Raw genomic sequence first — 20,770 nt, 5'->3', positions numbered from 1 at the left:
CCGCCGGTACGCTCATCGACACGATCGACGGGCAGCGGGCTATCGAGACCCTGCAGGCGGGGGATCTGGTCCTGTCGCACGACGGGGCGTACCACGCGGTCGAGGAGCTGATCGAGAACACGAATGATCAAGCCTTGGTGTCGATTTCGCACTTCGGGCACAAAGAGCCGATTCGGTGCACTCCGGAGCATCCTATCCTGGTGTGGACCGAGCGTGATGTCGAGACCTTGATCGACGGCGATGGAGCGGATCCCTTCAACGGTTTCGTATGGCTCGCTGCCCAGGACGTGCGCCCGACCGACTTCATTGTCACCGCGGCGCCGTTGGGTGAGCGCGACAAGCGCGTTTTCGACCTCATGGACCATGTTGGTAATGGACTGTACGAAGAGGTCGATGGTCTGATTCGTAAGGTGAACGTTGATGCCAAGCATCGGAACAAGCAGCGTCACAGTCAGCGCTTCGTCGGTGTCAACCGATACGTCGAGGAATCGTACGAGTTCGGACTGATTCTCGGCTGGTATGTTGCCGAGGGCTACGTATCCAAGCGTGCGGGTGTCGACGGTGTGCAACCCAATGGTGTTCACTTCACTCTCGGTGCACACGAGGTCGAGTACCAGGCAGATCTGGCGGCGGCGTTCAAGCAAGTATTCGGCGTCGAACTCTCTCAGTCCACCAACCAGTCGGACCACTCGACCAAGATGGGTTGCAACAGCAAGGTGGTGGCGTCATTGCTGCTGTCGCTTGCCGGGACCGGTTACAGTACGAAACGCCTGACGCGCGATGTCATGACTGCCGATGAAGAGTTTCAGCGCGGTCTGCTTGCGGGCTTGTTCAGGGGCGACGGCTGCAGCACCAATGGCGGCATGATCCTCGATCTCGTCAATCCGGAACTGGTGGATCAGGTGCAGTTGATCCTGCGCCGCCTGGGCATCGTGTCGGTTGTTCGCCAGTACATCAACCAGGCGGGCAATGTGACGGGCCATGTGTTCGTCCCCGGGGTGCCCGGTACCAACGAAGACTTCATCTTCGACGTCGGCAAGAACCTGCACAACTATGTCGGGCGGAAGGGCGCCAAGCGCACGACCTATCAGGTGGCGCACGGGCGTCATGTCTACGGAATCCGTGAGATCGCGAAGACCGACGAGACGCCGAGCAAGGTGTACAACCTGCACGTCGAGGGCACACATACCTATACGATTCGCGGCGCTGTGGTGCACAATTGCTTCCTGCTCCGCATCGAGGACAACATGGAGTCGATCGGCCGCTCCATCAACTCCGCACTGCAGCTGTCCAAGCGCGGTGGCGGTGTCGCCTTGCTGCTCAGCAACATTCGTGAGCACGGCGCTCCGATCAAGAAGATCGAGAACCAGTCCTCCGGCGTCATCCCGATCATGAAGCTGCTCGAGGACTCCTTCTCCTACGCCAACCAGCTCGGTGCCCGTCAGGGTGCCGGTGCGGTCTACCTGCACGCGCACCACCCCGACATCTACCGCTTCCTCGACACCAAGCGCGAGAACGCCGACGAGAAGATCCGCATCAAGACCCTCTCGCTGGGCGTCGTCATCCCCGACATCACCTTCGAGCTGGCGAAGAAGAACGAGGACATGTACCTGTTCTCGCCGTACGACGTCGAGCGCGTCTACGGCAAGCCCTTCGCCGACATCGACGTCACCGAGAAGTACTACGAGATGGTCGACGACAAGCGCATCCGCAAGTCGAAGATCAAGGCGCGCGAGTTCTTCCAGACCGTCGCCGAGCTGCAGTTCGAGTCGGGCTACCCCTACGTCATGTTCGAGGACACGGTGAACCGGGCCAACCCGATCGCCGGCAAGATCACGCACTCGAACCTGTGCTCGGAGATCCTGCAGGTCTCGACTCCCTCGGAGTTCAACGACGACCTGTCCTACAGTCATGTAGGCAAGGACATCTCGTGCAACCTCGGCTCGCTGAACATCGCGAAGACGATGGACTCGCCCGACTTCGCGCAGACCATCGAGGTCGCCATCCGCGGCCTGACGGCCGTCTCCGACCAGACGACGATCTCGTCGGTGCCGTCGATCGAGCGGGGCAACAACGAATCCCACGCCATCGGCCTCGGCCAGATGAACCTGCACGGCTTCCTCGCCCGCGAGCACATCTTCTACGGGTCCGAAGAAGGCGTCGACTTCACGAACATCTACTTCTACACCGTGCTGTTCCACGCCCTGCGTGCGTCGAACAAGATCGCGATCGAGCGCGGCTCGTACTTCAAGGGCTTCCCGGAGTCGAAGTACGCCTCGGGTGAGTTCTTCGACAAGTACACCGATCAGGTGTGGGAGCCGGCCACCGAGCGGGTCCGTCAGCTGTTCGCCGAGTCGGACATCGCGATCCCCACGCAGCAGGACTGGCGCGAGCTGAAGGAGTCCGTGCAGAAGCACGGCATCTACAACCAGAACCTGCAGGCGGTTCCGCCCACCGGTTCGATCTCGTACATCAACCACTCGACGAGCTCGATCCACCCGGTCGCGTCGAAGATCGAGATCCGCAAGGAGGGCAAGATCGGGCGTGTCTACTACCCGGCGCCCTACATGACGAACGAGAATCTCGAGTACTTCCAGGATGCATACGAGATCGGCTACGAGAAGATCATCGACACCTACGCTGCTGCGACGCAGCACGTCGACCAGGGGCTGTCGCTGACACTGTTCTTCAAGGACACCGTCACCACCCGCGACGTGAACAAGGCGCAGATCTACGCGTGGCGCAAGGGAATCAAGACCCTGTACTACATCCGCCTGCGGCAGATGGCGCTCGAGGGCACCGAGGTGGAGGGTTGCGTCTCCTGCATGTTGTGACCCTGCTCCACGACAGTCTTTGCATCAGCACACAATTCAGGTAGGTAACCGATGACTGCAGCAGCACACTCGCCGGCCGACGGCGTGCGCGTCAAACTCATCGATCGCGTCTCCGCGATCAACTGGAACCGCGTCCCCGACGACAAGGACGCCGAGGTCTGGGATCGTCTCACCGGCAACTTCTGGCTCCCGGAGAAGGTGCCGGTCTCCAACGACATCCAGTCGTGGGGCACGCTCACCGAGTACGAGCAGGAACTGACGATGCGGGTCTTCACGGGCCTGACGCTGCTCGACACCATCCAGGGCACGGTCGGCGCGGTCTCGCTCATCCCCGATGCGGTGACCCCGCACGAGGAAGCGGTGCTGACGAACATCGCGTTCATGGAGTCGGTGCATGCGAAGAGCTACTCGCAGATCTTCTCGACGCTGTGCTCGAGCCGCCAGATCGACGACGCCTTCCGCTGGTCGGAGGAGAACGAGCACCTGCAGCGCAAGGCGCAGATCATCCTCGACTACTACAAGGGCGACGACCCGCTCAAGCGCAAGGCCGCCTCGACGCTGCTCGAGTCGTTCCTGTTCTACTCGGGCTTCTACCTGCCGATGTACTGGTCGTCGCGGGCCAAGCTCACCAACACCGCCGACATGATCCGCCTGATCATTCGCGACGAGGCCGTCCACGGCTACTACATCGGCTACAAGTACCAGCGCGGGCTCGAGACGATCACGCAGGCCGAGCGCGACGAGCTCAAGGACTGGGTCTTCGAACTGCTCTTCGAGCTGTACGACAACGAGACCCACTACACGGCCGACCTCTACGACCAGGTCGGGCTCACCGAGGACGTCAAGAAGTTCCTGCGCTACAACGCGAACAAGGCGCTGATGAACCTCGGTTACGAGGCGCTGTTCCCGAAGGACGAGACGGACGTCAACCCGGCCATCCTGTCGGCGTTGTCGCCGAACGCCGACGAGAACCACGACTTCTTCTCGGGCTCCGGCAGCTCCTACGTGATCGGCAAGGCCGTCGTCACAGAAGACGACGACTGGGACTTCTGACGTAGACGTTCTCTGTCACCGGCCCGAACGCATCGATCCCGTACACCGGCGCAGCAGCGCCCGTGTGCGGGATCGCGTGCTTTTCGCGGCCCGGCCCGTCCCCGATAGCATCGCTCCTCGTGACCGAGACAAGAGAAGCGTCGGGCTCGCCTCGGCCGGTGACAATCGAACGCGTGCCGTCGGGCGGGCGGGCAGTCGAGCAGCGGACCCGTCTGTGGGCGGTGCTCGCCGCCGTCGTGGGGATCGTCGCATCCATCGCGATGCCGTTCCTGCCCGTGACGCAGACCACTGCGACCATCGACTGGCCGCAGAGCGAGAGCAACGCAGGCATCTCGGCGCCGTTGGTGTCCTACGCACCGGTCGATCTCGACGCCACGATCGAGTGCCGGTCCGTGCGCGACGCGCTGCCGGACGGCGGCACCGTCTTCTCCACACTTCCCGCAGGAGCTCCCGACCGTGAACGCTACGGGCTGATCGCCCGTGTCCGGCCGGCCGGTGACGACGGGCCGGCGGTGTTCGAGGTGATCTCCCGCAACACACTGCTCGCCTCCGCGCCGGTGGACGACCTGGCCGGGGACTGCTCGGTCACCCTGTCCTCGAACTCGGAACGCACCGTCGCCACGATCACCGGCTCGGCCGCGGCGTCAGGGGAGCGGACCTTCGACCGAGACCTGCGGCCCCAGCTCGTCGGCATCTTCACCGACCTGCCCGGTCCCGCACTCGACGGTGTCTCGGTCACCGCGACCGTCGACACCCGCTTCACGACGTCTCCGACGGTGCTGAAGATCGTCGCGATGATCGTCGCGGTGGTCGCCACGGCACTGGCGTTGTGGACGCTGGCCCGGCTCGATCGCGCCGACGGTCGTCGCCACCGCCGCCTGTTGCCGGCGTCGTGGTGGTCGTTCACCCGCATCGACGCGCTGGTCGTCGGAACGCTGCTCGTCTGGCACGTCATCGGGGCGAACACCGCCGACGACGGTTACCAGCTCGGAATGGCTCGCGCCGCGGGCGCGGCCGGGTACATGGCGAACTACTTCCGGTGGTTCGGTGTGCCCGAGGCACCCTTCGGCACTCCCTTCTACGACGTCCTCGCCCTGATGACCCAGGTCTCGACGGCGAGCATCTGGATGCGGCTACCGGCACTGACCGCCGGAATCCTGTGCTGGTGGGTGCTCAGCCGCGAGGTCGCTCCACGTCTCGGCGTCGCACTGCGTCGCAACCGGCTTCCGCTGTGGACCGGGGCGCTGGTGTTCCTGGCGTTGTGGCTGCCGCTCAACAACGGACTGCGCCCGGAACCGATCGTCGCGACGGGCGTCGTGCTCACCTGGTGCTCGGTCGAACGCGCGATCGCCACCCGGCGTCTGCTGCCCGCGGCGGCCGCGATCCTCGTCGCCGCGCTCACCGTGACCGCGGGACCGTCGGGCATCATCTGTTTCGCTGCGCTGATCGCCGGTGCCCGCCCGATCGCCCGCATCCTCCATCGGCGTGCGCAGACCCTGGGATGGCTGCCGGTACTTACGCCGATGATCGCGGCCGGACTGGTGATCCTGGTGCCGGTCTTCGCCGACCAGACCCTCGCGGCGGTGCTGGAGATGCAGCACGTGCACGGCGTCGGTCCGAACGTGCCGTGGTTCCAGGAGTATCTGCGCTACCAGTACCTGCTGCAGATCACCGTGGACGGCTCGCTGGCCCGCAGGTTCGCGGTCTTCACCCTGGTGTTGTGCCTGGCGGTGGCGATCGTGGCGATGCTGCGCCGCGGTGGGCACATCCCCGGCACCGCGCAGGGACCGTCCCGCCGCATCGTCGGCATCACCCTCGGCGCGCTGGTGCTGATGATGTTCGCGCCCACCAAGTGGACCCACCACTTCGGTATCTACGCCGGTCTGGCCGCCGCGGTGGCGATGCTCGCCGCCGTGGCCACCGGACCCGCGGTGTTGCGTTCGCGACGCAACCGCGCCCTGTTCGCCGCGGCGGTGTCGTTCGTGGTGACCATGTCGTTCATCGGCCCCAACGGCTGGTGGTACGTCTCGAGCTACGGGGTCCCGTGGTGGGACAAGCCGCCGTCGGTCGCCGGATTCGGTTTCTCCACCGTCTTCTTCGCCGTGACGGTCGTCGCGTTGCTGCTGGCCGCGTGGTGGCACATCCACCCCGTCGCCTCCACCCGCACCGACACCCCGTCGCGGTTGTGGGCGGTGCCGCCGTTGACCGTCGCCGCCGCGGCGATGGTGCTGTTCGAGGTGCTGTCACTGGCCAAGGGTGCGATCTCGCAGTACCCGGGCTATTCGGTGGCACGGTCCAACGTCGCCACGCTCACCGGCAACTCGTGTGCGCTCGCGAACGACGTGCTGCTCGAAACGGATCCGAACGCCTCGGTGCTCACCCCCATCGGCGCCGACGCGGCCTCCGCTCTCGATGCCGGGGGAGGGGACGGGTTCACGCCGGGTGGTGTCGCGCTCGATCTGACCCCGGACGACGACTCGGCCTCGGCCGGCACCGCCAACACCGTCGACACGAACGACGACCAGAGCTCGACCGGCGGTACCGGTGGCACCGGCGGCGGTACCGGCAGAGTCGGAATCAACGGCAGCACCGTCGCATTGCCGTTCGGCCTCGATCCGGTGACCACGCCGGTGCTGGGCAGCCACGGATCGTCCCTCGGCGACGTCACGAGCGCCTGGTTCCGGCTGCCCGAGCCCGACGCGACCGGATCGCGTGGGGATCTCGTCACGATCGCCGCGGCCGGCCGGATCTTCTCCGTCGACGCCGACGGCACCGAAACCTACGGTCAGCGACTCGAACTCGAATACGGAACCACCGCTGCCGACGGCCGCGTGACCGCGCTGGGACGGGCGCTGCCGATCGACATCGGTCCGTCGCCCTCGTGGAGGAATCTGCGTGTCCCGATGGACACGCTGCCGGCCGAGGTCGACGCGGTGCGGATCGTCGCCTCCGACAACGATCTCGCGCCCGAACAGTGGCTGGCGTTCACCCCGCCGCGCGTGCCGCAGACGCAGACTTTGCAGCAGGTCGTCGGGAGCGACACACCGGTCCTGCTGGACTGGGCTGTCGGTCTCAATTTCCCGTGCCAGCGGCAGATGGTGCACCGCAACGGCATCGCCGAGATCCCCGAGTACCGGATCCTGCCGGACCGGATCGGTGCTATCTCCACGGATCTGTGGCAGGACCACAACGGTGGCGGTCCTCTCGGCTGGACCGACCAGCTGTTGCGGGCCCGCACGATCCCGTCGTATCTCGATCACGACTGGGACCGCGACTGGGGAGCGATCGAGCAGTACACACCGATCGATCCGTCGACGGAGACCGCGGAACTCGACACCGCCACGGTCACGCGCAGCGGTCTGTGGAGCCCGGGTCCGATCAACACTGCCTACTGACGGAACCAGGCCTCCGCACGCCCGGNGAGCCGCAGACGCGACGTCTCGGTGAGTGGCTCGGGGAGGTCGTCCGGCACGAACCACGCCACCTCGAGGTTCTCGTCGTCGGCAACGCGTGCGTCCCCGCCGGTCGCGCGGAGCAGGAAGCACACGTCGAGGTACTGCGCGACGTCGCCGTTGGGATAGGTGATGGGTGCGGTGACGTCGACGCTCGTCAGCCGCACGATCTCGGCGGCGACACCCGTCTCCTCGAGCACCTCCCGGACTGCGGCGACAGCCGGTTCCTCGCCGGGTTCGAGGATGCCGGACACCACGGCCCACATGCCGTTGTCGGCGCGGCGGGTGAGCAGGACGCGGTCGTCGTCGTCCGTGACTATCGCGCTCACCCCCGGCAGCCACAGGGGTGCGGTTCCTACGTGTGAGCGGAGCTGGACGACGAAATCGGNGCAGGCGTGCTGCCGCCGGTCGGGCCGGCGATCAGTTCGAATATCCGTTGAGGGTGTGCGTCAGGTCGGTGAGGATCGCCCGCGCGGCGACCGGTCCGGGGGTCGACCACACGTCGTCGGTCACGGAGAACAGACGGTTGTCGCGCACGGCCCCGAGGTCGAGCCACTCGTCGGTCTGCATGTAGTCCTTGCCGGCCTCGAGCCCGTCCTCACCGGCGAAACGGACGAAGATCACATCGCCGTCCGCCGGGGCCGGGTCCTCCGTGTCGACGGCCTGCCACGGTTGTCCGTCGACGACCGCGAACCGCTGGGCCGGGGGCCGGGCAGCGCCGACGTCGCCGAGCACCTGCCCCGCGAACGACGCGGTGCCCTCCACGGTCGGGCCGTCGGCCGTGAACCGGACGATCGACGCCTGCGTCTGGGACGACACGAGCTCGCGGCCCAGATCGCGCGCGGCCGTCGCGTAGTCGTCGAGCACGCGACGTGCGGCCTCCGTGCGCCCGAGCGCCTCACCGACCCGGACGAACTGTTCCCTCCAGAAGACGGGATCGGACCCGACCAGCACGGTGGGTGCGATGCCGCTGAGGGAGGCGTAGACGTCCGGGGCGGTGGAGGAGCCGAGGATCATATCCGGCTGTGCGCGCTCGATCGCCGCGACGTCCGGGTTGCCCGCGGCACCCACGGGCGGGAGTTCGCCGATCCCGTGACCGAGATATTCCGGCCGGCCGGTGACCTCGGCGCTCGCTCCCACGACGCGCTCCCACAGCCCCAGGGCGCACACCGCGTCGAGCGCCGCGGGGTCGAGGACGACGATCCGCTGCGGGTCGGCGGGCACATCCGACCGGCCTGCGGTGTGCAGGACCGGCCGGGTGCCGGTGGTGGGCTGTCCCGGATCGAGCGGGGAGGGGAGTGCGCACGCGGTCGACGTGTCCCGGTCGATGCCCACGACCGACGCACCGGCGATGCGGGTCGTGGTGCGCACGATCTCCGATGCGTCGTCGTCGGGAGGTGTGGAGCATCCGGCCAGGGCTGTCGTCACCGCAGCGACGGCTGCGACGAGCACTGCTCGTGACCGGTGCACGGAAAACACGTCGGACCAACTCCTGTAGGACGCTGCTCGGATCGGACGGCTCAGGCTATCCGGTCGTGTGACGGTCGACGCCGAAGGTGTCCGCGAGGTCGTCGAGGATGCGGTGCGCACCCTGGATGCTCACCGGCATCATCCACACGCTGTCGTCGACCTCGACCTTCCGTCCCTGCAGGTTCTCCCACAGCGGATTGGTGACGAAGGGTTCGGCCGCCGCCTGCGCCTTGCCGTCGCCGAGGTCGTAGGTGGTGACGAAGATGACGTCCGCCTCGGCCTCGGTGATCAGTTCGGGGCTGATGGCGTTCATGATGCTCGACGGATCCGACGGATCGGGACCCTGGCTTGCGGGGCGGGCGAGACCGGCGTCCTCGAGCACGATGCCGCTGAACGAGGTGGTGCGGTACAGCCGGGCCGTCGGTTCACCGGCGAAGCGGACGATCGAGATCGTCGGGTTGCCGGCCTTTTCGTTGATGTCCGCACCGATGGCCGCGGCGCGCTCCTCGTACTCGGAGATCTTCTGCTCGGCGAGGTCCTCCTTGCCGATGGCCTGCGCGACGAGGCGGATGTTGTCCTTCCACGTCGGTCCGGTCGACTGGGAGAAGACGGTCGGGGCGATGGCGGACAGTTCCTCGTAGTTCTCTCCGTCGCGCACCTCCGCCGAGAGGATGAGGTCGGGTTCGAGCGCGGCCACCTGTTCGAGGCTCACGTCCGCGGTCTTGCCGACGGACACGGCGTCGGTCGCGTGCTGCCGCGAGTCGCCGAGATAGTCGGGGAATTCGTCGGTGCGGTAGTCGACGTACCCGACGAGAGGTGCCTCGAGGAGAAGCACGGCGTCGGAATAGCTCGTGTCGAGCGCGACGATGCGGGTCGGCTCGCTCTCGATCGTGGTGGAACCGCGGAAGTGTTCGACGGTCCGGGGGAAGCCGGCGGCCGAGTCGGACGCGGTGTCGGTGGTCGCGTCGTCGGAGGTGTCGGCCGAACTGCAGCCGGCGACGAGGAGTCCGGCGGTCAGCAGTGCTGCCGCGAACCGGGCTGGTCGGGAGGAGAGAACAGGCACGGGTCGTCCTTCTGTGATTGCGGGGGGAAGTGCACCCTAACCCGTGCTGTTCGCGCGTGGTGGGGTCACCTGCTGTCGCCCTGCGTGTGAAGTGCAGCACAAAATCCGATTGTGGTTGTCCGCTCCGCTCCAGGTAGCCTCGCGAGTCGAGTACGACAGTGAGTAGGACCCGGAGGGCGACCGTTTCGGGCAGGGTCTACGATTCGATGAGCGCAAGCCAGAGACCGTTCGCCTCCAGCCCGAGGTCGAGCGCGCATTCAGGAGGATTAGTGACTGCCGTAGCGCCCCAGCCAGTCCCAGAGATAGCTGCAGCAAGGCCGTACCCGCCGCGGCAGGGACCCAAGGGTTCGTTCATCTACAAGATGATCACGACCACAGATCCCAAGATGTTGGGGATCATGTACATGGTCACCTCGTTCGCCTTCTTCCTCATCGGCGGCCTGATGGCCCTGCTGATGCGCACCGAGCTCGCGGTCCCCGGCCTGCAGTTCCTGTCGAACGAGCAGTTCAACCAGCTGTTCACCATGCACGGCACGATCATGCTGCTGATGTACGCGACGCCGGTCGTGTTCGCCTTCGCGAACTACATCCTGCCGCTGCAGATCGGCGCCCCCGACGTCGCCTTCCCGCGCCTGAACGCCTTCAGCTACTGGCTGTACCTGTTCGGCGCGACGATCGTCATGCTCGGCTTCGTCACCCCCGGCGGTGCCGCGGACTTCGGTTGGACGGCGTACACGCCGCTCACCAGTGAGATCCACTCCCCGGGTGTCGGTGCCGACTTCTGGATCCTCGGCCTCGGCGTGATGGGTCTGGGCACCATCCTCGGTGGCGTCAACTTCATCACAACCGTGGTGTGCATGCGTGCACCGGGCATGACCATGTTCCGGATGCCGATCTTCACCTGGAACATCCTGATCACCAGCCTGCTGATCCTGCTCGTGTTCCCGCTGCTGACCGCCGCCTTCATGGGCCTGTTCGTCGACCGTCACCTCGGTGGCCACATCTACGACCCCGCCACCGGCGGTGTGCTCCTGTGGCAGCACCTGTTCTGGTTCTTCGGTCACCCCGAGGTGTACGTCATCGCGCTGCCGTTCTTCGGCATCGTCTCGGAGATCTTCCCGGTCTTCTCCCGCAAGCCGATCTTCGGTTACACCGGTCTTGTCTACGCCACGATGGCCATCGCGGCGCTGTCCATCGCCNTCGCGACCTACGCCGGCATCTACTTCTGGTTCCCGAAGATGACCGGACGCATGCTCGACGAGCAGCTCGGCCGCTGGCACTTCTGGCTGACCTTCATCGGCTTCCACACCACCTTCCTGGTACAGCACTGGCTCGGTAACGAGGGCATGCCCCGTCGCTACGCCGACTACCTGCCGTCCGACGGGTTCACCACCCTGAACACGATCTCCACCATCGGTGCGTTCGTGCTCGGTGCCTCGACGCTGCCGTTCCTGTGGAACGTCTTCAAGAGCTACCGCTACGGCCAGGTCGTCACGGTCGACGACCCGTGGGGTTACGGCAACTCGCTCGAATGGGCCACCAGCTGCCCGCCCCCGCGGCACAACTTCACCGAGCTGCCGCGGATCCGTTCGGAGCGTCCCGCCTTCGAGCTGCACTACCCGCACATGGTCGAGAAGATGCGCGCCGAAGCGCACGTCGGCCCGGGCAGCGACAAGCACAACGTCAACGTCCTCGAGGGTGCCGACCGTACCCCCGGCGACCATCCGCGCGCCTGAGCGCAGATCGACGATCGACCGAAGCCCCACCCGTTCACCGGGTGGGGCTTCGGCCTTTCCGTGGGTCCGGACCCGCGAACGGGAGCGGCGGTTCGCCCTGCAACAATGAACGAGCGAGCCGGTACGCGCGTGCGTCCGTGTGTACCTCGACAGACAAGCGATCGGAGACGTAGTGGCGTCTGACAGCACGGTGCTGGTGACCGTGACCGGACCTGACCATCCCGGCGTGACCTCGGTGCTCTTCGCAGCGCTGACGCGGCACGACGTCGACCTCCTCGATGTGGAACAGGTCGTGATCCGTGGCCGGCTCACCCTCGGTGTCCTCCTCGTCTGCCCGACCGATGTCGAAGCGTTGCAGGACGAGGTCGAGTCCGCGATGGCCACCATCGGCATGCACGCCGACGTCCAGATCGGGGCCGAGCGCGGCGCCCGCACCGTCTCGACCCACGCCGTCGTCGTGCTGGGCAGCCCGGTCAGTGCCAAGGCGCTGCGATCGGTGGGCCGCACCCTCGCGGCCCAGGGCGCGAACATCGATTCGATCCGCGGCATCGCCGACTACCCGCTCACCGGCCTCGAGCTGATGATCACCGCGCCCGACACCAGCGTCGAGGCCGACGCCGCGCTGCGGCACGCCCTCGTCGAACTCGCCGCGGTCCTCGACGTCGACATCGCGGTGGAGCGCGGCGGTCTCGCCCGTCGTTCCAAGCGCCTGATCGTCTTCGACGTCGACTCCACGCTCATCCAGGGCGAGGTCATCGAGATGCTCGCCGCGCACGCCGGTGTCGAGGACAAGGTCCGCGAGGTCACCGAGGCTGCGATGCGCGGTGAGATCGACTTCGCGCAGTCCCTCGAACAACGCGTCGCGACCCTCGCGGGTCTGCCGGCGACCGTGATCGACGAGGTCGCCGAGCAGCTCGAACTCACTCCCGGTGCCCGCACCACGATCCGGACGTTGCGTCGGCTCGGCTTCCGCTGCGGCGTCGTCTCGGGCGGCTTCCGTCAGGTGATCGACCCGCTCGCACACGAACTCGAACTCGACTTCGTCCGCGCCAACACGCTCGAGATCGTCGACGGCAAGCTCACCGGGCGAGTGGTCGGCGACATCGTCGACCGCGCCGCCAAGGCACGCGCCCTCCGCGAGTTCGCCGACGAGGCGGGCGTGCCGGTCGAGCAGACCGTCGCGGTCGGCGACGGTGCCAACGACATCGACATGCTCTCGGCCGCGGGCCTGGGCGTGGCGTTCAATGCCAAGCCGGCCCTGCGCGAGGTCGCCGACACCGCCCTGTCGTATCCCTACCTCGATGCGGTGCTCTTCGTCCTCGGCGTCACCCGCGAGGAGATCGAGGCGGCCGACCGCGTCGACGGAACCCTGCGCCGCGTCCCGATCGACGGCAGTGTCTGAGCTGGACCCCGACTTCGCGGACACGGCGCCCGAGCCGGTCTTCGAGGCCGCACCCGATCGGGTCTTCGACCCGGCCTCGGATCCGGGTTTCGCCGAGCGCCACGGCGTACTCACCCGCGGTTACGGGCACCGGCCCGACCCGGAGGATCCGGCGAAGGTGCAGGCGATGCCGATCGTGCTGCACATCCCCAAGGTCGATCCACCCGCCCGCAGCGCGGTGCTCGAAGCCGCCGCGATGGCCACCGTGGCACTGTGTTTCGACCCGCGGGTCGGTCCCGGCCCGGACGGCGAACCCGGTCCGTGGCAGGAACCCTTCCTCGCATGGAACGACGCGCGGATCCGGAAGGTCGCCCGCCGCGCCCGCGGAGCGCACTGGCGTGCCGCGCAGGACGTCGACGGAGTCACCGTCGACCACGCCGGTGCCCAGGCCCGGGCGTTCGTGCCCGGCCCGGTGGGGGAACTGGACCCGCGCATCTCCCGCCTGCAGATCGGTGGCACCGACCTGCCCCACGACGATCCGCCCCCACCGGCGGACGGCGTTCCGGTCCTCTGGGTGCAGAAGGACCTCGAGATGACCGTCGGCAAGGCGGCCGCGCAGGTCGGTCACGCCGCGATGCTGTTCGCGGGGGCATTGGACGTCGACACCGCACGCGCCTGGGCTTCCGACGGATTCCCGTGTGCCGTCCGCGATGCGGACGAGGCCACCTGGCGCGAGCTGCTCGCCCGCGTGGAAGCCGGCACGGCCGTCGCGGTCCGCGACGCGGGCTTCACCGAGGTGGCCCCGGGTTCGATCACCGTGATCGCGGTGCCCGGCACGGTCGACGAACGAGCCTGACCTCCACCGGCGTCGTGCCGCCGTGGATCATCCTTGCTCGATGGGTCCGTCGTCCGCGATCCAGAAGATCAGCACCGTCGGACCGTCGACCGGGTACGAACTTCCCACCCGCATCGGGGAGGTGTCCGCGGGCCTGCCGTCGGGGGCACTCGAATCGAAGACGCACACGATGTTGCCGCGATACCACTCGGGTCCGGCGAGGGTCACCGTGGCGGCGTCGCCCGAATGCAGAACGAACAGCCCGCTGCTGTCCTCGAGAGTGACGCCGGTGCGGGTCACGGTGCCGAGTTGCGAGCCGTCGACCCAGCCCTGCAGCGTGCGGCGACTGTCGTCCTGCCACGCATCCTCGTCGAGTTCGATCCCCTCGATGCCGAACCACACGAGATCGGGATAACCCACGGACCGGGCGCGGCCCTCGAAGAAGCGTCGCTGCCGCAGCACCGGGACGCGCGTGCGCAGGCGGAGCAGTTCGCGCACGTAATCCGTTCGCGCACGGTCGGCGTGCTCCCAGTCCAGCGGCCAGGCGTCGCGGACGGGGACGTCCTCGGGGACGCAGTAGGCGTTGTTGTTGCCGTTCTGCGTGTGCCCGAACTCGTCGCCGGCGAGCAGCATCGGTGTGCCCGTCGACAACAGCAGCGTCGCGAGCATCGCCCGGATGTGCCGGTCGCGGGCGGCGAGGATCTCCGGATCGTCGGTCGGCCCTTCGACCCCGTGGTTCACCGACTCGTTGTTGTTCGACCCGTCCCGGCCCTCCTCACCGTTCTCGTCGTTGTGCTTGCGCTCGTACGAGACCGCATCGGCGAGGGTGAAACCGTCGTGGGCGGTGACGAAGTTGACCGACATCCACGGCTGCCGGATGTTCCTGTCGTAGAGGTCCTCCGAACCGGTGAGCCGCGACGCCATCTCGCGGATCCCGGAACGTCCCGCCCAGTAGCGGCGGACCGTGTCGCGGTAGCGGTCGTTCCATTCGGCCCATTGCGCGCCGAAGTTCCCGAGCTGGTAACCGTGTGCGGTGGCGTCCCACGGTTCGGCGACGAGCTTGACGTCGCAGAGGACGGGATCGGTGACGATCGCGGTGAGCAGTGCCGCTCGCGGATCGAAGGCCCCACCGCGAGGACGGGCCAGCGCACTGGCGAGGTCGAAGCGGAAGCCGTCCACCCCCATCACGTCCGCCCAGTACCGGAGGCTGTCGCACACCATCCGCACGACGATCGGTGAGGACGCGTCGAGGGTGTTGCCGCACCCCGTCAGGTCGATGTCCCGTCCGTGCGCGTCGAGCAGGTAGTAGCCGGGCGCGTCGAGACCGCGCCAGGACAGACTCGGACCGTCGACCGATGCTTCGCACGTGTGGTTGTAGACGACGTCGAGCAGCACCTCGAGCCCGGCGCTGTGGAAGGCGTCGACCATCGTTCGGAACTCGGCGATCTCGTTGCCGGGCGTGACGGCGTAGGCGGGATGCGGCGCGAAGTACGAGGCGGTCGAGTAGCCCCAGTGGTTGCGCATCCCCCGCGCACGCACCGATGGCTCGGTCACGAAGGCCTGCACGGGGAGCAGTTCGACCGTCGTCACTCCCAGCCCCACCAGGTGGTCGATCACCGACCGGTGGGCGAGTCCGAGATAGGTGCCGCGCAGTTCCGGCGGCACGAGCGGGTGACGGGCCGTGTACGAACCGACGTGCAGTTCGTAGACGACGGTGTTCTCCCACGGCACGCGGGGTTTGTCGTGCATGGGCGTCAGGACGGGGGTCACCACCGACAGAGGTGTGTGGCCGAGCGAGTCGGTGCTCGACATCGCACCGAACGGGTCACCCTGGTGAGGGATCAGCCGGTCCGGATCACCGACGTCGCCGACGATCCGGCGGGCCCACGGGTCGAGCAGGATCTTGTGCGGATTGGTACGCAACCCCCACTGCGGTTGCCACGGCCCGTAGGCGCGGTAGCCGTACCGTTGCCCGGCGCCGACGCCGGGGACCACCCCGTGCCAGACCCCGTAGGTGCGGTCGGGCAGGTCCACGCGGTGTTCGTTCCCGTCGTCGTCGACGAGGCAGACCTGGACGCGGTCGCTGTGCGGGGCGTGGACGGCGAAGCGTGTCCCACCGTCGACCGGGGTGGGGCCGAGCGGGAAGGCGGCCCGGTCGGGGAGCGCGACCGAGCCGGACACGACAGCAGATTCGGATGCGGAGGACGACACGGGAACCGATCCTGCCGCGTTTCGGGCTCGGGCGTAAGAGAAGATGGTCCGCGTGGCACAACCTGATCCCGATTTGCTCATCGAATTCGACGACGTAGTGGTCCGACGCGGCGGGAACGTCCTCGTCGGTCCCGTGACCTGGAAGGTGGAACTCGACGAACGTTGGGTGGTTCTCGGACCCAACGGGGCAGGAAAGACCTCGCTGCTGCGGGTCGCGGCAGCCGAGACGTTCCCCACCTCCGGCACCGCGCACGTCCTCGCGGAGACGTTCGGAAAGACGGATCTGTCCGAACTACGACCCCGGATCGGATTGTCCTCCGCGGCCCTGGCCAACCGGGTGCCGAACGACGAGAAGGTCACCGATCTCGTGCTCTCCGCGGGCTACGGCGTGCTGGGCCGGTGGCGCGAGCAGTACGACGACATCGACACGAGCCGCGCGGTGGAGATGCTCGAGAGCCTCGGCGCGGAACATCTCGCCGACCGTCTGTACGGGACGCTGTCGGAGGGCGAACGCAAGCGTGCGCTCATCGCCCGGGCGCTCATGACCGACCCCGAACTGCTGCTGCTCGACGAGCCCGCGGCCGGTCTGGACCTCGGCGGTCGCGAGGAACTCGTGGCCCGGCTCGGGACGCTCGCGGCCGACCCGGATGCCCCTGCGATCGTGCTCGTCACCCATCACGTGGAGGAGATCCCGCCGGGCTTCACGCACGCGCTGCTCCTGAAGGAGGGCGGTGTGGTCGCCCAGGGCCTGCTCGACGACGTGATCACCGCCGAGAACCTCAGCGCGGCGTTCAGTCAGTCCATCTCGCTCGACAAGGTCGACGACCGGTTCTTCGCCCGCCGCACCCGCCAGGCGGGACGGCACCGCCGGTGACTCCGGGTCGGGTGGTGCCGGGACCGATCGGTTAGGTTGAGGCCATGGCCAACAATCGCTCGGCATCCACCTTCGATCCCACCGCGGTACCCATCCGCGACGCGTCCACCGTGATGCTCGTGCGGGACTCTGCGCGCGGCGTCGAGGTGTTCCTGCAGCGTCGTGTCGTCGGCATGGACTTCGCCGGCGGCATGACCGTCTTCCCCGGCGGCGGTGTCGACACTTCCGACACCGACGCCGAGGTGCGGTGGACCGGACCGGACGTGACCTGGTGGGCCGAGCGGTTCGGTATCGGCGAGGCGCAGGCCCGTGCACTGGTGCTCGCGGCCGTGCGCGAGACCTTCGAGGAGTGTGGCGTGCTGCTCGCCGGACCCACCGAGGATTCGGTGGTGGCCGACACCGGTGACTACGCGGAGGCGCGTCGTCTGCTGGAAGCGCGCGAGTTGTCCTTCGGCGACTTCCTGGAGAAGGAACAGTTGGTGCTGCGCGCCGACCTGCTGCGTCCCCACGCGAACTGGATCACTCCGCTGGGGGAGCGGCGCCGCTACGATACGCGGTTCTTCGTCGCCGCGGTACCGGAAGGACAGCGGGCCGACGGCAACACCAGCGAGACCGATCTGGTGCANGGAGGAGGCCCTCGCCGACTGGCGGTCGGGCCGGTGCATCCTGCTCCCGCCCACGTGGAGTCAGCTGTCGATCCTGTCGGGCTTCGCCACGGTCGCCGACCTCATGGCGGCGGATCCGGTCATCGAGCCGATCCTGCCGATCATCAGCCGTCGCGACGGGGCGGTCCACATCGCGTTCGACGGGGACGAGGCCTACTACGAGGTCGGTACTCATCCGTGGGCCCAGCGCTCCGACATCTAGGCTGAGGACCATGGCTGAATTCGTGACCCTCGACGTCTCCGACGGCATCGGCACCATCCGTCTCGACCGCCCTCCGATGAACGCGTTGAACCGGCAGCTCCAGGAGGAGATCCGGGCCGCTGCGCGCGAGGCGACCGTCCGGTCCGACGTGAAGTCGGTGATCGTCTACGGCGGCGAGAAGGTGTTCGCGGCCGGCGCCGACATCAAGGAGATGGCCGACCTGAGCTACGTGCAGATGAGCGAGATCGTCGGCGACCTGCAGTCGGCCCTCGGGTCGATCGCCGACATCCCCAAGCCCACCGTCGCCGCGATCACCGGCTACGCCCTCGGTGGTGGCCTCGAACTCGCCCTCGGCGCCGACCGGCGCATCGTCGGCGACAACGTCAAGCTCGGCACGCCCGAGATCCTGCTGGGCATCATCCCCGGTGGCGGCGGCACCCAGCGACTGGCTCGGCTCGTCGGCCCGGCGAAGGCGAAGGATCTCGTCTTCACCGGTCGTTTCGTCGGCGCCGACGAAGCCCTGTCGATCGGTCTGGTCGACGAGGTCGTCGCCCCCGACGACGTCTACGAGGCTGCGCGTCGCTGGGCCGGGCAGTTCACCGGCGCCGCCTCGCGCGCGCTCGCCGCTGCGAAGGCCGCGATCGACCAGGGCCTCGACACCGATCTGGATACGGGTCTGAAGATCGAACAGCACGTCTTCGCCGCGCTGTTCGCCACGAAGGACCGCACCATCGGCCTCGAATCGTTCATCGAGAACGGGCCGGGCAAGGCGAAGTTCGTCGGCGAGTGATGCCGACCGGCACCTGCACTTGTCCACAGCTTACCGATGAGTAGGATCACCGCATGACTGCCAGCAGGACCGACGGGGTCGACCCCGCGCCGAATCCGCACGCCACTGCCGAAGAGGTCGCAGCCGCGCTCGAGGACACCAAGCTAGCCCAGGTGCTCTACCACGACTGGGAAGCCGAGACGTACGACGAGAAATGGTCCATCTCGTACGACGAGCGGTGCATCGACTACGCCAAGGGGCGGTTCGTCGCCGCGGCCGGCGATCAGCCGCTGCCCTACGAGCGCGCACTCGAACTCGGCTGCGGCACGGGCTTCTTCCTCCTCAACCTCATGCAGGGTGGGGTCGCGAAGACCGGTTCGGTGACCGACCTGTCGCCCGGCATGGTGAAGGTCGCGCTCCGCAACGCCGAGAATCTCGGCCTCGACGTCGACGGCCGCGTTGCCGACGCCGAGACCATTCCGTACGACGACGACACCTTCGACCTCGTGGTCGGCCATGCCGTGCTGCACCACATCCCGGACGTCGAGCAGTCGCTGCGCGAGGTGCTGCGCGTGCTCAAGCCCGGCGGCCGTTTCGTCTTCGCCGGTGAGCCCAGCACGATCGGCAACTTCTACGCCCGCATGCTCGGCCGGGTCACGTGGGAGGCCACCACCAACATCACCAAGTTGCCTTTCCTGCGCGACTGGCGTCGTCCGCAGACCGAGCTCGACGAGTCGTCCCGCGCGGCCGCCCTCGAGGCCGTCGTCGATCTGCACACCTTCGATCCTTCCGATCTCGAGAAGCTGGCCTCCTCGGCCGGAGCCGTCGAGGTCAAGGCGTCGAGCGAGGAGTTCGCCGCGGCCCTGCTCGGCTGGCCGGTGCGCACCTTCGAGGCCGCCGTCCCGCAGGAGAAGCTGGGCTGGAACTGGGCGAAGTTCGCCTTCGGTGGCTGGAAGGCGCTGAGCTGGGTCGACGAGAACATCCTCGAGCACGTCGTGCCCCGTAGCTTCTTCTACAACGTCATGATCACCGGTGTGAAGCCCGGCAAGTAGTTGGGTTACGACTTCACCCTCGCCGACGTCGAGTACCTGACGTCGGACGACGGCCGCGACGCTCTCGCGAGCGTCGCCGACCGGGAGCTGTCGACGCGTACGCGCCTCGCCGACATCGGCTGGGCGCGTACGCGTTTCGGCGATCGTGCCGGAATGCTGGTCGAAACCGTCATCCTGCGGCGCAAGACGGAGGCGAAGATCGCCGGCGGCGGCGAGTGGGTGCTCACCGACGACGCTCTGCAGCAGTCCACGCCCACGCGCGTCGCGGCCCACCGCGCGAAGCGGTTGCGAGGGCGCACAGTGCACGACGTGACGTGTTCGATCGGCGCCGAGCTCACTGAACTCGTCGGGGTCGCCGAGACCGTGATCGGCAGCGATCTCGACGACGTGCGGCTGGCGATGGCCGCGCACAACGTCCCCGGGGCGTACCTCCTGCGCGCCGACGCCCTGCGTCCGGTCACGCGAGGCACCACCGTCATCGCCGATCCCGCACGCCGTTCGGGCGGGCGACGGACCCACGATCCGGCCGCGCTGCAACCACCGCTGCCCGATCTCCTCGACGCCTACGCGGGCCGCGATCTCGCCGTGAAGTGCGCACCGGGACTGGATTTCGACTCGTTCGACTGGGCCGGTGAGGTCGAGGTCGTCTCGCTCGACGGTGGAGTCCGCGAAGCGTGCCTGTACTCGCCGGGATTGAGCACTCCCGGCGTGCGCCGACGGGCTGCAGTACTGCGTTCGGACGGAACCGGTTTCGAGATCACCGACGCCGCGGACGACGACATTCCGGAACGGGAGCCGGGGGAGTGGATCGTCGACCCCGACGGCGCGATCGTGCGCGCCGGTCTCGTCCGCCACTACGCGGCAGCCCACGGACTGTGGCAACTCGACCCGCGGATCGCCTATCTCACCGGCGACAGCCTGCCCGACGGAGTACGGGGTTTCCGGATCGTCGAGCGTCTCAAGTACAGCGAGAAGACACTCCGTCAGGCGCTCGCCCGCCACGACTGCGGCGCGGTCGAGATCCTCGTGCGCGGCGTCGACGTCGACCCGGCGGTATTGCGTCCGCGCCTGAAACTGCGCGGGTCGGCCTCGCTCAGCGTGGTGCTCACCCGCATCGGCCGGACGCCGGAAGCCTTCGTCTGCACGCCGTCGCGCTGACCGCCCTCACACGGG

Annotated in this window: 12 protein-coding genes and 6 pseudogenes; 14 read left to right on the top strand and 4 right to left on the bottom strand. The window is 67.6% G+C overall.

Annotation, left to right across the window (positions count from 1 at the left end):
• Nucleotides 1-5: 5 nt before the first annotated feature.
• From QR64_RS28685 to QR64_RS15210, 4 genes and pseudogenes are all read left to right on the top strand, one after another.
• Nucleotides 6-1,193 (top strand): annotated as a pseudogene (locus QR64_RS28685) (LAGLIDADG family homing endonuclease); the annotation flags it as partial.
• 24 nt (nucleotides 1,194-1,217) lie between these two features.
• Nucleotides 1,218-2,834 (top strand): annotated as a pseudogene (gene nrdE, locus QR64_RS28680) (class 1b ribonucleoside-diphosphate reductase subunit alpha); the annotation flags it as partial.
• Between the two features lie 51 nt (nucleotides 2,835-2,885).
• A complete protein-coding gene (gene nrdF, locus QR64_RS15215; RefSeq protein ID WP_006550395.1) occupies nucleotides 2,886-3,887 on the top strand; it encodes a class 1b ribonucleoside-diphosphate reductase subunit beta in 1,002 nt (333 codons plus the stop codon).
• A gap of 158 nt (nucleotides 3,888-4,045) precedes the next feature.
• Nucleotides 4,046-7,282, top strand: coding sequence for an arabinosyltransferase domain-containing protein (locus QR64_RS15210; protein WP_052227321.1), 3,237 nt, complete (start codon nucleotides 4,046-4,048; stop codon nucleotides 7,280-7,282).
• 26 nt (nucleotides 7,283-7,308) lie between these two features.
• Here QR64_RS15210 and QR64_RS15205 read toward each other — a convergent pair.
• The 3 genes and pseudogenes from QR64_RS15205 to QR64_RS15195 all read right to left on the bottom strand — a co-directional run.
• Nucleotides 7,309-7,727: pseudogene (locus tag QR64_RS15205) on the bottom strand (NUDIX hydrolase); the annotation flags it as partial.
• Between the two features lie 32 nt (nucleotides 7,728-7,759).
• Nucleotides 7,760-8,818: an iron-siderophore ABC transporter substrate-binding protein gene (locus tag QR64_RS15200; RefSeq protein ID WP_039586030.1), complete on the bottom strand. Its 1,059-nt coding sequence runs from the start codon at nucleotides 8,816-8,818 to the stop codon at nucleotides 7,760-7,762.
• Nucleotides 8,819-8,864: 46 nt separating this feature from the next.
• On the bottom strand, nucleotides 8,865-9,872 hold the full coding sequence (locus QR64_RS15195; protein WP_033097725.1) for an ABC transporter substrate-binding protein: 1,008 nt from the start codon (nucleotides 9,870-9,872) through the stop codon (nucleotides 8,865-8,867).
• Between the two features lie 269 nt (nucleotides 9,873-10,141).
• On the opposite strand from QR64_RS15195, the pseudogene QR64_RS27920 reads away from it, so the two are divergent.
• The 4 genes and pseudogenes from QR64_RS27920 to QR64_RS15180 form a co-directional block, all read left to right on the top strand.
• Nucleotides 10,142-11,071 (top strand): annotated as a pseudogene (locus QR64_RS27920) (cbb3-type cytochrome c oxidase subunit I); the annotation flags it as partial.
• A 1-nt stretch (nucleotide 11,072) separates the two neighbouring features.
• A partial coding sequence (locus tag QR64_RS27915; protein WP_235367159.1) for a cbb3-type cytochrome c oxidase subunit I occupies nucleotides 11,073-11,608 on the top strand: 536 nt, incomplete at its 5' end.
• A 172-nt stretch (nucleotides 11,609-11,780) separates the two neighbouring features.
• Entirely contained in the window at nucleotides 11,781-13,010 is a 1,230-nt protein-coding gene (gene serB / locus QR64_RS15185; RefSeq protein ID WP_033097727.1) for a phosphoserine phosphatase SerB, read from the top strand.
• Entirely contained in the window at nucleotides 13,003-13,845 is an 843-nt protein-coding gene (locus QR64_RS15180; protein WP_006554579.1) for a peptidyl-tRNA hydrolase, read from the top strand. The genes serB and QR64_RS15180 overlap by 8 nt, the downstream gene beginning before the upstream one ends.
• Nucleotides 13,846-13,872: 27 nt before the next feature.
• Here the strand turns inward: QR64_RS15180 and glgX are convergent, their stop codons facing one another.
• The gene (glgX, locus tag QR64_RS15175) at nucleotides 13,873-16,035 is read right to left on the bottom strand and encodes a glycogen debranching protein GlgX (RefSeq protein WP_024101410.1); all 2,163 of its coding nucleotides are present in this window, start codon (nucleotides 16,033-16,035) and stop codon (nucleotides 13,873-13,875) included.
• A 43-nt stretch (nucleotides 16,036-16,078) separates the two neighbouring features.
• On the opposite strand from glgX, the gene QR64_RS15170 reads away from it, so the two are divergent.
• The 6 genes and pseudogenes from QR64_RS15170 (at nucleotide 16,079) to QR64_RS15150 (ending at nucleotide 20,755) form a co-directional block, all read left to right on the top strand.
• Nucleotides 16,079-16,909, top strand: coding sequence for an ABC transporter ATP-binding protein (locus QR64_RS15170; protein WP_006554577.1), 831 nt, complete (start codon nucleotides 16,079-16,081; stop codon nucleotides 16,907-16,909).
• A 44-nt stretch (nucleotides 16,910-16,953) separates the two neighbouring features.
• Nucleotides 16,954-17,534: pseudogene (locus QR64_RS15165) on the top strand (NUDIX hydrolase); the annotation flags it as partial.
• A gap of 1 nt (nucleotide 17,535) precedes the next feature.
• Nucleotides 17,536-17,776: pseudogene (locus QR64_RS27910) on the top strand (NUDIX hydrolase); the annotation flags it as partial.
• Between the two features lie 10 nt (nucleotides 17,777-17,786).
• Entirely contained in the window at nucleotides 17,787-18,566 is a 780-nt protein-coding gene (locus QR64_RS15160; RefSeq protein WP_019288413.1) for an enoyl-CoA hydratase-related protein, read from the top strand.
• A 53-nt stretch (nucleotides 18,567-18,619) separates the two neighbouring features.
• Nucleotides 18,620-19,597 (top strand): class I SAM-dependent methyltransferase, encoded by a 978-nt coding sequence (locus tag QR64_RS15155; protein WP_019288412.1) that lies wholly within the window; start codon nucleotides 18,620-18,622, stop codon nucleotides 19,595-19,597.
• A complete protein-coding gene (locus QR64_RS15150; RefSeq protein ID WP_006554573.1) occupies nucleotides 19,598-20,755 on the top strand; it encodes a THUMP-like domain-containing protein in 1,158 nt (385 codons plus the stop codon).
• Nucleotides 20,756-20,770 lie beyond the last annotated feature (15 nt).

The sequence above is a fragment of the Rhodococcus sp. Chr-9 genome, assembly GCF_000801125.1.
Classification (GTDB): Bacteria; Actinomycetota; Actinomycetes; order Mycobacteriales; family Mycobacteriaceae; genus Rhodococcus; species Rhodococcus pyridinivorans.
This window is presented reverse-complemented; position numbering and strand designations above follow the sequence as displayed.